At 71.4% G+C, this 12,382-nt stretch carries 12 protein-coding genes; 5 read left to right on the forward strand and 7 right to left on the reverse strand.

Features of this window, described 5'->3' with window-relative positions; translation table 11 throughout:
* From VR45_RS14445 to pgl, 5 genes are all read left to right on the forward strand, one after another.
* A partial coding sequence (locus VR45_RS14445) for a transketolase C-terminal domain-containing protein (RefSeq protein WP_045940145.1) occupies nucleotides 1-1,287 on the forward strand: 1,287 nt, incomplete at its 5' end.
* A gap of 91 nt (nucleotides 1,288-1,378) precedes the next feature.
* Nucleotides 1,379-2,518, forward strand: a complete 1,140-nt coding sequence (gene tal / locus VR45_RS14450; RefSeq protein WP_045940146.1) for a transaldolase — start codon at nucleotides 1,379-1,381, stop codon at nucleotides 2,516-2,518.
* Between the two features lie 67 nt (nucleotides 2,519-2,585).
* The gene (gene zwf / locus VR45_RS14455; protein WP_045940162.1) at nucleotides 2,586-4,133 is read left to right on the forward strand and encodes a glucose-6-phosphate dehydrogenase; all 1,548 of its coding nucleotides are present in this window, start codon (nucleotides 2,586-2,588) and stop codon (nucleotides 4,131-4,133) included.
* Nucleotides 4,130-5,203, forward strand: coding sequence for a glucose-6-phosphate dehydrogenase assembly protein OpcA (opcA, locus tag VR45_RS14460; protein ID WP_045940147.1), 1,074 nt, complete (start codon nucleotides 4,130-4,132; stop codon nucleotides 5,201-5,203). The genes zwf and opcA overlap by 4 nt, the downstream gene beginning before the upstream one ends.
* The gene (gene pgl / locus VR45_RS14465) at nucleotides 5,200-5,988 is read left to right on the forward strand and encodes a 6-phosphogluconolactonase (RefSeq protein ID WP_030394964.1); all 789 of its coding nucleotides are present in this window, start codon (nucleotides 5,200-5,202) and stop codon (nucleotides 5,986-5,988) included. The genes opcA and pgl overlap by 4 nt, the downstream gene beginning before the upstream one ends.
* A gap of 80 nt (nucleotides 5,989-6,068) precedes the next feature.
* Here the strand turns inward: pgl and VR45_RS14470 are convergent, their stop codons facing one another.
* The 7 genes from VR45_RS14470 to yvcK all read right to left on the reverse strand — a co-directional run bounded on the left by VR45_RS14470 (nucleotide 6,069) and on the right by yvcK (nucleotide 12,289).
* Nucleotides 6,069-6,404 carry an RNA polymerase-binding protein RbpA gene (locus VR45_RS14470; RefSeq protein WP_035841977.1) on the reverse strand — a complete coding sequence of 112 codons (336 nt, stop codon included), beginning with the start codon at nucleotides 6,402-6,404 and terminating at the stop codon, nucleotides 6,069-6,071.
* Nucleotides 6,405-6,561: 157 nt separating this feature from the next.
* Complete coding sequence (gene secG / locus VR45_RS14475) at nucleotides 6,562-6,798, reverse strand: preprotein translocase subunit SecG (RefSeq protein WP_030394965.1); 237 nt, start codon at nucleotides 6,796-6,798, stop codon at nucleotides 6,562-6,564.
* A gap of 87 nt (nucleotides 6,799-6,885) precedes the next feature.
* On the reverse strand, nucleotides 6,886-7,671 hold the full coding sequence (gene tpiA, locus VR45_RS14480) for a triose-phosphate isomerase (RefSeq protein WP_045940148.1): 786 nt from the start codon (nucleotides 7,669-7,671) through the stop codon (nucleotides 6,886-6,888).
* Between the two features lie 7 nt (nucleotides 7,672-7,678).
* Nucleotides 7,679-8,884 carry a phosphoglycerate kinase gene (locus tag VR45_RS14485; RefSeq protein WP_045940149.1) on the reverse strand — a complete coding sequence of 402 codons (1,206 nt, stop codon included), beginning with the start codon at nucleotides 8,882-8,884 and terminating at the stop codon, nucleotides 7,679-7,681.
* A 151-nt stretch (nucleotides 8,885-9,035) separates the two neighbouring features.
* A complete protein-coding gene (gene gap, locus VR45_RS14490) occupies nucleotides 9,036-10,040 on the reverse strand; it encodes a type I glyceraldehyde-3-phosphate dehydrogenase (protein WP_045940150.1) in 1,005 nt (334 codons plus the stop codon).
* 306 nt (nucleotides 10,041-10,346) lie between these two features.
* Nucleotides 10,347-11,327 (reverse strand): DNA-binding protein WhiA, encoded by a 981-nt coding sequence (gene whiA / locus VR45_RS14495; RefSeq protein WP_045940151.1) that lies wholly within the window; start codon nucleotides 11,325-11,327, stop codon nucleotides 10,347-10,349.
* Nucleotides 11,318-12,289: a uridine diphosphate-N-acetylglucosamine-binding protein YvcK gene (yvcK, locus tag VR45_RS14500; protein WP_045940163.1), complete on the reverse strand. Its 972-nt coding sequence runs from the start codon at nucleotides 12,287-12,289 to the stop codon at nucleotides 11,318-11,320. Before yvcK ends, whiA begins: the two co-directional genes overlap by 10 nt.
* Between the last annotated feature and the right edge of the window lie 93 nt (nucleotides 12,290-12,382).

Genomic DNA, 12,382 nt, shown 5'->3' on the forward strand with positions numbered 1-12,382 from the left:
GCCCAGAACACCGCCAAGGCCCACGGCTCCGCGCTCGGCGGCGCCGAGATCGCCGCCACCAAGAAGGTCCTGGGCTTCGACCCGGAGAAGACCTTCGAGGTCAGCGACCAGGTCATCGAGCACGCCCGACTGGTCGTCAAGCGCGGCAAGGCCGTCCGCGGCGAGTGGGAGAAGTCCTTCGACGCCTGGCGCGCCGCCAACCCGCACCGCGCCGCCGAGTTCGACCGCATCACGGCCGGCGAGCTGCCCGAGGGCTGGAAGAAGGCCGTCCCGGTCTTCGAGGCCGGCAAGGCCGTCGCCACCCGCAAGGCCAGCGGCGAGACCCTGAAGGCCCTCGGCGCGGTGATCCCGGAGCTGTGGGGCGGCTCGGCCGACCTCGCCGAGTCCAACCTCACCACCATCGACGAGGACAGCTCCTTCCTCCCCGAGGGCAACCCGCTGAAGTCGGCCAGCCCCTACGGCCGGACCATCCACTTCGGCATCCGCGAGCACGCCATGGGCTCCGCCATGAACGGCATCGCGCTGCACGGGAAGACCCGCGTCTTCGGCGGCACCTTCCTGGTCTTCGCCGACTACATGCGCCCCGCCGTCCGCCTGGCCGCCCTGATGAAGCTGCCGGTCACCTACGTGTGGACGCACGACTCCATCGGCCTCGGCGAGGACGGCCCGACCCACCAGCCGGTCGAGCACCTGGCCTCGCTGCGCGCCATCCCGGGCCTGGCCATGGTCCGCCCGGCCGACGCCAACGAGACCGCCGTCGCCTGGCGCACGGTCCTCGAGCGCCAGACCACCCACCCCGGCCCGGTCGGCCTGGCCCTCACCCGCCAGAACGTCCCGACCTTCGACCGCACGGTGTACGGCTCCGCCGAGGGCACCGCGAAGGGCGGCTACATCCTGGCCGAGGCGTCCAGCGGCACCCCGCAGGTGATCCTGCTCGGCACCGGCTCCGAGGTCCAGCTGGCCGTCAAGGCCCGCGAGGTCCTGGAGGCCGAGGGCGTCGCCACCCGCGTCGTCTCGGTCCCGTCCTTCGAGTGGTTCCAGGAGCAGGACCAGGCCTACCGCGACAGCGTGCTGCCGCCGTCGGTCAAGGCCCGGGTCTCGGTCGAGGCCGGCATCGCCCAGGGCTGGCGCGAGCTGGTCGGCGACCACGGCCGGATCGTCTCGCTGGAGCACTTCGGCGCCTCCGCCGACTACCAGGTGCTGTTCGAGGAGTTCGGCATCACCGCCGAGCGCGTCGTCGCCGAGGCCCACAACGCCCTCCGCTCGCTCGAGGCCGTCAACCGCTAGCGGCACCCGGGCCGGGGCGCCGACCGCACACCGGCGCCCCGGCCCGCCCCACACACCCCACAGCAGCAAAAGACGTAAGGACTGAAGCACCATGACCGACGCACTGAAGCGCCTCAGCGACGAAGGCGTGGCGATCTGGCTGGACGACCTCAGCCGCAAGCGGCTGAACAGCGGCAACCTCGCCGAGCTGGTGCAGCACAAGCACGTGGTGGGCGTGACCACCAACCCGACCATCTTCCAGAAGGCCATCGGCGGCGGCGACAGCTCCTACGACGGCCAGCTGAAGGACCTCGCCGTCCGCAAGGTCACCACGGACGAGGCCGTCCGCATGATCACCACCTCGGACGTCCGTGACGCCGCCGACGTGCTGCGCCCGGTCTACGACGCCTCCAACGGCCGCGACGGCCGGGTGTCGATCGAGGTCGACCCGCGGCTGGCCCACGAGACCGCCGCCACGGTGGCCGAGGCCAAGCAGCTGTGGTGGCTGGTCGACCGCCCGAACGTCTTCATCAAGATCCCCGCCACCAGGGCCGGTCTGCCCGCGATCGCCGAGGTCATCGGCAAGGGCATCAGCGTCAACGTCACGCTGATCTTCTCGCTGGAGCGCTACAAGGCCGTCATGGACGCCTACCTGACCGGCCTGGAGTCCGCCAAGGCCAAGGGCCTGGACCTCTCCCAGATCGAGTCGGTCGCCTCCTTCTTCGTGTCCCGCGTGGACACCGAGATCGACAAGCGCCTGGAGAAGATCGGCGGCGACGCCAAGGACCTCCGCTCCAAGGCCGCGCTGGCCAACGCCCGCCTCGCCTACCAGGCGTACGAGGAGATCTTCGGCAGCGTCGACGGCAAGCGCGCCGGCCACGCCCGCTGGGTCGCCCTGGAGGCCGCCGGCGCCAAGCCGCAGCGTCCGCTCTGGGCCTCCACCGGCGTCAAGGACCCGGCGCTGCCGGACACCCTCTACGTCACCGAGCTGGTCGCCCCCGGCACCGTCAACACGATGCCCGAGGCCACCCTGGACGCCACCGACGACCACGGCGTGGTCACCGGCGGCACCATCGTCCCCAACTACGCCGACGCCAAGGCCGTGATGGACGCCATCGCCGCCGCGGGCGTCGACTACGACGACGTCGTCCAGGTGCTGGAGGACGAGGGCGTCGAGAAGTTCGAGCAGTCCTGGAACGAGCTGCTCGACACCGTCACCGCCTCGCTCGCCTCCTTCGCCGACGAGAAGTGACCCCCTGCGAACGGCGCACGAAAGCGGAGCCCATCAAGTGAGCACTGATTTCCCCGAGTTGACCCCGGTGCAGGACGCGGACGACCTCCCGTCGGCACCCGTCAACCCGCTTCGCGACCCCTCGGACCGGCGGCTCCCGCGCATCGCGGGGCCGTCCGGCCTGGTCATCTTCGGGGTCACCGGCGACCTCTCCCGCAAGAAGCTCATGCCGGCCATCTACGACCTGGCCAACCGCGGTCTGCTGCCGCCGGGCTTCTCCCTCGTCGGCTTCGCCCGCCGCGAGTGGAAGGACGAGGACTTCGCCCAGGAGGTCCACGACGCGGTCAAGGAGCACGCCCGCACCCCCTTCCGCGAGGAGGTCTGGCAGCAGCTCGCCAAGGGCATGCGCTTCGTCCACGGAACCTTCGACGACGACGACGCCTTCGACAAGCTCCGCGAGACCATCGAGGAGCTGGACCAGGCGCAGGGCACCGGCGGCAACTTCGCCTTCTACCTGTCCGTGCCGCCGAAGTACTTCCCGACCGTCGTCCAACAGCTCAAGAAGCACGGGCTGGCCGATCCCCCCAAGGGCTCCTGGCGCCGCGCCGTCATCGAGAAGCCCTTCGGCCACGACCTGGAGTCCGCCCAGGAGCTGAACCGGATCGTCCACGAGGTCTTCCCCCGGGACGAGGTCTTCCGGATCGACCACTACCTGGGCAAGGAGACCGTCCAGAACATCCTGGCGCTCCGGTTCGCCAACCAGATGTTCGAGCCGATCTGGAACCGGTCGTACGTCGACCACGTGCAGATCACGATGGCCGAGGACATCGGCATCGGCGGCCGGGCCGGCTACTACGACGGCATCGGCTCCGCCCGTGACGTCATCCAGAACCACCTGCTCCAGCTGATGGCGCTCACCGCCATCGAGGAGCCGGCGTCCTTCCACCCGAAGGCGCTGGTGGCCGAGAAGCTCAAGGTGCTCAGCGCCGTCAAGCTCCCGGCCGACCTGGGCGAGCACACCGTGCGCGCCCAGTACACGGCCGGCTGGCAGGGCGGCGAGGAGGTCGGCGGCTACCTCGACGAGGACGGCATCAACCCGGACTCCAAGACCGACACCTACGCGGCCATCAAGCTGGAGATCAACAACCGCCGCTGGGCCGGGGTGCCGTTCTACCTGCGCACCGGCAAGCGGCTGGGCCGCCGGGTCACCGAGATCGCGGTGGTCTTCCAGCGCGCCCCGTACCTGCCGTTCGACTCCTACGCGACCGAGGAGCTGGGGCAGAACGCCCTGGTCATCCGGGTGCAGCCGGACGAGGGCGTCACGGTGCGGTTCGGCTCCAAGGTGCCGGGCACCTCCTTCGAGGTCCGGGACGTCACGATGGACTTCGCCTACGGCGAGTCCTTCACCGAGTCCTCCCCGGAGGCGTACGAGCGGCTCATCCTCGATGTGCTGCTCGGCGACGCCAACCTCTTCCCGCGTCACCAGGAGGTCGAGCTCTCCTGGCAGATCCTCGACCCGATCGAGAAGTACTGGGACGCCCACGGCAAGCCCGCCGAGTACGCGGCCGGCACCTGGGGCCCGGCCGAGGCGGACGAGATGCTCGCACGAGACGGCAGGAGCTGGCGCCGGCCATGAAGACCGACCTCACGGACACCACGTCCAGCAAGATCAACGCAGCGCTCATGGAGGCACGCCGGGCCAGCGGCTCGACGGCCGCCGGCATGGTGCTCACCCTGGTGATCGTGACCGACGAGGGCAGCGCGTACGACGCCCTCAGGGCCGCCAACGACGCCTCCCGCGAGCACCCCTCGCGCACCCTGGCGGTCATCAAGCGCGCCGGGCGCTCGCCCCGGGCCCGCGCCGAGACCCGCCTGGACGCCGAGATCCTGGTCGGCTCCGACGCCGGCTCCGGCGAAACGGTCGTCCTGCGCATGCACGGCGAACTCGCCGCGCACGCCCAGTCGGTCGTCCTGCCGCTGCTGCTGCCGGACGCCCCGGTCGTGGTCTGGTGGCCCGAGAATGCGCCGCTGCACCCGGCGCAGGACCCGCTCGGCGCGCTCGCCCAGCGCCGGATCACCGACGCGGTCACCGCCGAGTCCCCGGTCGGCCAGCTCGCCCAGCGGGCCCAGAGCTACACCCCGGGCGACACCGACCTGGCCTGGACCCGGATCACCGGCTGGCGCTCGATGCTGGCCGCCGCGCTGGACCAGCGGCCGTCCACGATCACCTCCGCGGTGGTCGAGGGCGAGTCGTACAACCCCAGCGTGGAACTGCTCGGCCTGTGGCTGCACAACCGGCTGCACGTGCCGGTCGAGCGGGTCGTCACCAACGGCCCGGGCATCACCGCGGTGCACCTGCGCACCACGGACGGGGACATCACCCTGGACCGCCCGGACGGCCTGCTGGGCACGCTCTCGATGCCCGGCTCGCCGGACCGCCAGGTGGCGCTCAAGCGGCGCGAGACCTCGGAGCTGATCGCCGAGGAACTGCGCCGGCTCGACCCGGACGACATCTACGCGACGGCCGTGCGCACCCCGGTGGAGCGGCTCAAGGAGCCGGACACCACCGAGGTGGCGGCCGCGGCCGCGACCGCCACCGCAGCGGCCGAGGAGGCCGTGGCCGAGGAGACGGCCGCCGCCACCGCCCCGGCCGAGGGGGCCCGCAAGGGCGCCGCCAAGCGCGCCGCCAAGAAGGCGGGCGCATGACCGCGGCCACCCCGCAGCTGGTCGTCCACCGGGACAAGGAGCTGATGGCCCAGGCGGCCGCGGCCCGGCTGATCACCCGGATCGTGGACGCCCAGGCCGCCCGCGGCGCCGCCTCGGTGGTGCTCACCGGCGGACGCAACGGCAACGCCCTGCTGGCCGCGATCGCCGCCTCCCCGGCGCGCGACGCGATCGACTGGGCGCGGCTGGACCTCTGGTGGGGCGACGAGCGGTTCCTGCCCTCCGGCGACCCGGAGCGCAACGCCGTCCAGGCCCGCGCCGAACTGCTGGACGCCGTCCCGCTCGACCCGGCGCGGGTGCACGAGATGCCCGCCTCGGACGGCGTCGACGGCTCGGACGTGGACGCCGCGGCCGCCCGTTACGCGGAGGAGCTCGCGAAGGCGGCCGGCCCCGCCGACCGGCTCCGGGTCCCCGCCTTCGACGTGCTGCTACTCGGCGTCGGTCCGGACACCCATGTCGCCTCGCTGTTCCCGGAGCACCCCGGGGTGCGGGAGACCGAGCTGACGGTGATCGGCGTGCGCGGCGCGCCGAAGCCTCCGCCGACCCGGATCTCGCTCACCCTGCCGGCGATCCGGGCCGCCCGCGAGGTCTGGCTGCTGGCGGCCGGCGAGGACAAGGCGGACGCGGTCGCACTGGCCCTGTCCGGCCCCGGCGAGCTCCAGGCACCCGCCTCCGGCGCGCACGGCACCGGCCGCACCCTGTGGCTGCTGGACCGCGCCGCCGCGGACCGGCTGCCGCCCCAGCTGTACCCCCCGGCCTCGGCCTGAGGCTCGGGAACACCCGGGAACACTCGGGAACACCGAAGGGCGCCACCCGTCACGGGTGGCGCCCTTCGGTGTTCGCCTGCTCAGATCTCGCCGCGGAGCTTGGCCAGCGCCTCGGCGAGGATCGCCTCGCCGTCGGCGTCGGTGCGCCGCTCGCGGACGTACGCGAGGTGGGTCTTGTACGGCTCGTTGCGGGACGGGGCGGGCGGGTTGTGCTCGTCCTGCCCGGCCGGGAAGCCGCAGCGCGGGCAGTCCCAGGTGTCCGGGATGACCGCCTCGGCCGCGAAGCTCGGCCGGGTCTCGTGCTTGTTGGCACACCAGAAGGAGATCCGGTTGCGGGGGGCGGATTCGCCGCGCTCCGCCTCACCCATCGGGCCGGCTCCGACCCTGCTGCCACGGATGGCGTTGCCACTTGCCACGGTCTGACTCCCTGCGTGCTGGTGCGCCGACGCGCCGCGATGCGCGTCGGTGGCGAAAGTCGTCCTAGTGTAAGCAGGAGTTAAGGATGCGCCACCACCGGCTCCGCCCCGGACCCTTCCAGGATAGGCCGCGGGGCGACGGGGCGTCAGAGGTATGTCAGCTCTTGTACTTCAGGACCATGCTGAGTACGAACAGCGAGGCGAACCAGCCCAGACCGACCACGATCGTGATGCGGTCCAGGTTGCGCTCGGCGACCGCGGAGCCACCGCCGGTGGACATCGCGCCGCCGCCGAACATGTCCGACAGGCCGCCGCCCTTTCCCTTGTGCAGCAGCACCAGGAGGATCATCAGCAGGCTGAAGACGATCAGGGCAATCGAGAACCCGAGAACCACGGCGGGACCAACTCTCTCGTATCTTCGGCGAAGGGGCCGGACCACGCCAGGTGGTCCGGCCCCAAAGCCTACGTTGCTGCGGCGGCGTTAGCCTACTGCCTGCTCACGGTACCGCACGATCTTGACGAACTCCTCGGCGTCCAGCGAGGCACCGCCGACCAGGCCGCCGTCGATGTCCGGCTTGGCCATCAGGCCGGCCGCGCTCGACGACTTGACCGAACCGCCGTACAGCACCCGGACCTTGTCCGCGAGCTCGGCCGAGTACAGCTCGGCGATCCGCGCGCGGATGGCGGCGCAGACCTCCTGGGCGTCCTCGGGGGTCGCCACCTCGCCGGTGCCGATCGCCCAGACCGGCTCGTAGGCGACGACGACGGACTCGGCCTGGTCGGCCGGGACGTCCTTCAGACCGCCGTCGAGCTGGGCCAGGGTGTACTCGACGTGGGTGCCGGCCTTGCGGATCTCCAGCGGCTCGCCGATGCACAGGATCGGGGTGATCCCGTTCCGGTAGGCCGCCTTGACCTTGGCGTTGACCAGCTCGTCGGTCTCGTTGTGGTACTCGCGGCGCTCGGAGTGGCCGATCACCGCGTAGGTGCACTTCAGCTTGGACAGCATCGGGCCGGAGATCTCGCCGGTGTAGGCACCGCCGTCGTACTGCGAGATGTCCTGCGAGCCGAACTTGATCTTCAACTTGTCGCCGTCGACCAGGGTCTGCACCGAACGCAGGTCGGTGAACGGCACCAGGACGGCCACCTCGACCGCCGCGTAGTCCTTGTCGGCCAGCGCGAAGGCCAGCTTCTGGGTGTGCTGGATGGCCTCGAGGTGGTTGAGGTTCATCTTCCAGTTGCCCGCCATCAGCGGGAGACGCTCAGTCATGCGTGATTCAGCCTTCCAGTGCGGCGAGACCGGGGAGGGTCTTGCCCTCCAGGTACTCGAGGCTCGCGCCACCGCCGGTCGAGATGTGCCCGAACTTCGTCTCGTCGAAGCCCAGGGTGCGGACGGCCGCGGCGGAGTCGCCGCCGCCGACCACGGTGAACCCGTCGCTGTCGATCAGGGCCTGGGTGACGGCCCGGGTGCCGTCGGCGAAGGCCGGGTGCTCGAACACGCCCATCGGGCCGTTCCAGAACACCGTCTTCGCGTCGGCCAGCTTCTCCGCGAACAGCGCGCAGGAGCTGGGGCCGATGTCCAGACCCAGCGTGCCCGCCGGGATGCCGTCGGCGCCGACCACCGCGAAGTCCTCGACCTCTGCCTGCGTCTTGATGTCCGGGAACGACCCGGAGATCGCGACGTCCACCGGCAGCACGAACTCGACGCCGTTCTCCTCACCGCGCTTGAGGTAGTCCAGCACCGTCGGGATCTGGTCCTCCTGCAGCAGCGAGCTGCCGACCTCGTAGCCCTTGGCCTTGAGGAAGGTGTACGCCATGCCGCCGCCGATCAGGATGCGGTCGGCCTTGCCGAGCAGGTTGTCGATCACGCCGACCTTGTCGGAGACCTTGGAGCCGCCGAGCACCACCACGTACGGGCGCTCGACCTCCTCGGTGAGGCGCTTGAGCACACCCACCTCGGTGGCGATCAGGTCGCCGACCGCGTGCGGCAGTCGGGCCGGCAGGTCGAACACCGAGGCGTGCTTGCGGTGCACCGCACCGAAGCCGTCGCCGACGTAGAGGTCGGCGAGGCCGGCCAGCTGATCGGCGAAGGCGCCGCGCTCGGCGTCGTCCTTGCTGGTCTCACCGGCGTTGAAGCGCAGGTTCTCGAGCAGCGTGACCGCGCCGTCGGCCAGGGCGGCGACGGTGGCCTTCGCACTCTCGCCCACGGTGTCGGTCGCGAACGCGACCGGCGTGCCGAGGATCTCGCCGAGGCGGACGGCCACCGGCGCGAGGGAGAACTGCGGGTCCGGCTCGCCCTTGGGGCGGCCGAGGTGGGAGGCGACGACGACCTTCGCACCGCGCTCGACGAGCTTGGCGATGGTCGGGGCGACGGCGCGGATCCGGCCGTCGTCGGTGATCGTGCCGCCGGACAGCGGGACGTTCAGGTCCGCGCGCACGAACACGCGCCGCCCTGCCACGTCCAGATCTTCGATGGTCTTCACGGTCTTCGGTCTCCTGGCGAGATGGTGGAGCAGGCGACGGCACAACAGCGGGCCGTCAAAGGGGAGTTGAGGGTGCGCAGACGGAGGGCCCGGTCGGCTTCGCACGTGCCTTCCGGGCCCTCCCCCCTACTTCACGTCAGCTCCCGCAGCGTCAGAGCCGGTCACCCACGAGGGTGGTCAGGTTGACGAGGCGGTTCGAGTAGCCCCACTCGTTGTCGTACCAGCCGAAGATCTTGACCTGGTTGCCCTGGGCCATGGTCATCAGCGAGTCGAAGATCGTGGAGAACGGCGAGTTCACGATGTCGGAGGAGACGATCGGGTCCTCGGTGTACTGCAGGATGCCCTTGAGGGTGGTCTCCGAGGCCTTCTTGAAGGCCTCGTTGACCTCGGCGACGGTGACGTCGCGCTCCAGGGTGACGACCAGGTCGGTGATCGAGCCGGTCGGGACCGGGACGCGCAGCGAGGTGCCGTCCAGCTTGCCCTTGAGCTCGGGCAGGACCAGCGCGGTCGCCTTGGCGGCACCCGTCGAGGTCGGGATGATGTTGAGGGCCGCGGCGCGGGCGCGACGCAGGTCCTTGTGCGGGAAGTCCAGGGTGACCTGGTCGTTGGTGTACGCGTGCACCGTGGTCATCAGACCCTTGACGATGCCGAAGTTCTCGTTCAGCACCTTGGCCAGCGGCGCCACACAGTTGGTGGTGCAGGAGGCGTTGGAGATGACGGTGTGGTTGGCGGCGTCGTACTTCTCGTCGTTGACGCCCATGACGATGGTGATGTCCTCGTCAGTGGCGGGCGCCGAGATGATGACCTTCTTCGCGCCGGCCGCGACGTGCTTCTTCGCCGCCTCGGCCTTGGTGAAGATGCCGGTCGACTCGATGACGATGTCGACGGCCAGCTCGCCCCAGGGGAGGTTGGCCGGGTCGCGCTCCGCGATGACCTTGAAGGTCTTGCCGTCGACGGTGATGCTGTCCGCGGTGTGGGACACCTCGCCCGGGAAGGTGCCCAGGATCGAGTCGTACTTGAGCAGGTGCGCCAGGGTCTTGGTGTCGGTCAGGTCATTGACGCCGACGATCTCGATGTCCGCGCCCTGGGACTTAACCGCACGGAAGAAGTTGCGGCCGATGCGGCCGAATCCGTTGATGCCTACCCGGATCGTCACGAACCGATCTCCTCGTTAGGTACGCCGGACGCTATGCCGACGGGGTGGAATTTGGGATGTCCCCGACCGCCTATGACCCTACCCCTCCAGAAGCGGCTAGAGCACATCAGCCCGCTTGGCAACCCCTGGCGTGGCGCGTGATTCAGGCGCCTTCAGGTCTTCCGTCCTTGCCCTCCGGGGCAGTTGGTCCCGACCCCGCGAGACCTCCGGCAGGGGCCCTCCGTCCCGGTCCCCGGACACAACACCGCCGGTGCCCGAACTGCGGGCACCGGCGGAGAGATCATCACCGAACGCGATCGTCAAGAGTCAGTTGAGCGCCATCTCGTCGGTGAGGTTGGCCTCGGTGCTCGGCAGGCCCAGCTCGGAGGCGCGCTTGTCGGCCATCGCCAGCAGTCGGCGGATCCGGCCGGCCACCGCGTCCTTGGTCAGCGGCGGGTCGGCGAGCGCGCCCAGCTCCTCCAGCGAGGCCTGCTTGTGCTGCATCCGCAGCTGGCCGGCGGCGGCCAGGTGCTCGGGCACCTCCTCGCCGAGGATCTCCAGCGCGCGGGCCACCCGGGCGCCGGCCGCGACCGCGGCCCGGGCCGAGCGGCGCAGGTTGGCGTCGTCGAAGTTGGCCAGCCGGTTCGCGGTGGCCCGCACCTCGCGCCGCATCCGGCGCTCCTCCCAGGCCAGCACCGACTCGTGCGCGCCGAGCCGGGTGAGCAGCGCGCCGATGGCGTCGCCGTCGCGGATCACCACCCGGTCCACGCCGCGGACCTCGCGGGCCTTGGCGGGGATGCCGAGCCGGCGGGCGGCGCCGACCAGGGCGAGGGCGGCCTCCGAACCGGGGCAGGTGATCTCCAGCGAGGACGAGCGGCCGGGCTCGGTGAGCGAGCCGTGGGCCAGGAAGGCGCCGCGCCAGGCCGCCTCGGCGTCGCAGGTGGCGCCGGAGACCACGGCCGGGGGCAGACCCCGGATCGGACGACCGCGGCCGTCCACCAGCCCGGTCTGGCGCGCGAGCAGCTCGCCGTCCTTGACCACCCGGACCACGTAGCGGCTGCCGCGCCGCAGGCCGCCGGGGGCCATCACGACCAGGTCCGAGGAGTGTCCGAAGATCTCCAGCAGGTCCTTGCGCAGGCGCCGGGCGGCGGCTCCGGTGTCGAGCTCCGCCTCGATCACGATGCGGCCGCTCACGATGTGCAGCCCGCCCGCGAAACGCAGGATCGCCGACACCTCCGCCTTGCGGCAGCAGGCCCGGGTGACCGGGAGCCGGCTGATTTCGTCCTTCACCGCTGGAGTCATCGCCATGGCCCGATCCTTCCATGTGTCCGGAAAATCCGGTCGTACGCGGCGGCCAAGAGCTCCGGGTCGTGTCGCGGCGTGCCGTCGGTACGGGCGACCCGTCCGAGCACCAGTGCGGCGCCCATCCGCTCGGCGGCCTTCTCCAGGCCGGCCAGGTCCGCCTGGCCGAAGGCGCCGCCGGTGACGGCGCGCTCGTCCACCAGGATCGCATCCACCGCGAGCGCGGGGGCGTGGTCGGCGATGACGTCCAGATGACGCTGCGGGGTGAAGCCCTCGGTCTCGCCGGGCTGCGGGGCGAGGTTCAGTGTGAGCAGGCGGCGGGCGCGGGTCTCCACCAGGGCCTTCACCAGCTCGGGCACCAGGAGGTGCGGCAGCACGCTGGTGAACCAGGAGCCGGGGCCCAGCACGACCCAGTCCGCCTCCCGGACCGCGGTGACCGCCTCCGGCACGGCGGGCGGCTCGTCCGGAACGAGCCGGACGGACTGCACGGTGCCGGGAGTGACCGCCACGCTGGCCTGGCCGCGGACGGCGCCCAGCTCGGTGGGGAAGGCCGGGTCGTGCCCCCGGACTATCGCCTCGATGTCCAGCGGCACCGCCGACATCGGCAGCACCCGGCCCTGGACGTTGAGCAGCCGGCCGACCCAGTCCAGGGCCGCCACCGGGTCCCCGAGCTTCTCCCAGAGCGCGACGATCAGCAGATTGCCGACCGCGTGGCCGCCCAGCTCGCCGGTGCCGGTGAAGCGCTGCTGGATCACCTCGGACCAGGTGCGGCCCCAGTCGTCGTCGCCGCAGAGCGCGGCGAGCGCCTTGCGGAGATCGCCGGGGGGCAGCACCCCGAGCTCCTCGCGGAGCCGGCCGCTGGAGCCGCCGTCGTCGGCGACGGTCACCACCGCGGTGAGGTCGGTGGTGAGCCGGCGCAGCGCGGAGAGCGAGGCCGACAGGCCCTGGCCGCCGCCGAGCGCGGTGATCCTCGGGGCCTGACTGCTCCTGGGCGCCTGGTGGGGACGGGCCGTACCGGTGCGGGCCGCCCCGGTGCGGGACCGGCCGGTCACGATGGACCT

It is taken from the genome of Streptomyces sp. NRRL S-495 (genome assembly GCF_000966955.1).
GTDB lineage: Bacteria > Actinomycetota > Actinomycetes > Streptomycetales > Streptomycetaceae > Kitasatospora > Kitasatospora purpeofusca.

Excerpts from the sequence above, each read along its gene's own strand:
- tal (WP_045940146.1), top strand. The coding sequence starts at position 1,379 with ATGACCGACGCACTGAAGCGCCTCAGCGACGAAGGCGTGGCGATCTGG.
- pgl (WP_030394964.1), top strand. The coding sequence starts at position 5,200 with ATGACCGCGGCCACCCCGCAGCTGGTCGTCCACCGGGACAAGGAGCTG.
- opcA (WP_045940147.1), top strand. The coding sequence starts at position 4,130 with ATGAAGACCGACCTCACGGACACCACGTCCAGCAAGATCAACGCAGCG.
- whiA (WP_045940151.1), bottom strand. The coding sequence starts at position 11,327 with ATGGCGATGACTCCAGCGGTGAAGGACGAAATCAGCCGGCTCCCGGTC.
- tpiA (WP_045940148.1), bottom strand. The coding sequence starts at position 7,671 with ATGACTGAGCGTCTCCCGCTGATGGCGGGCAACTGGAAGATGAACCTC.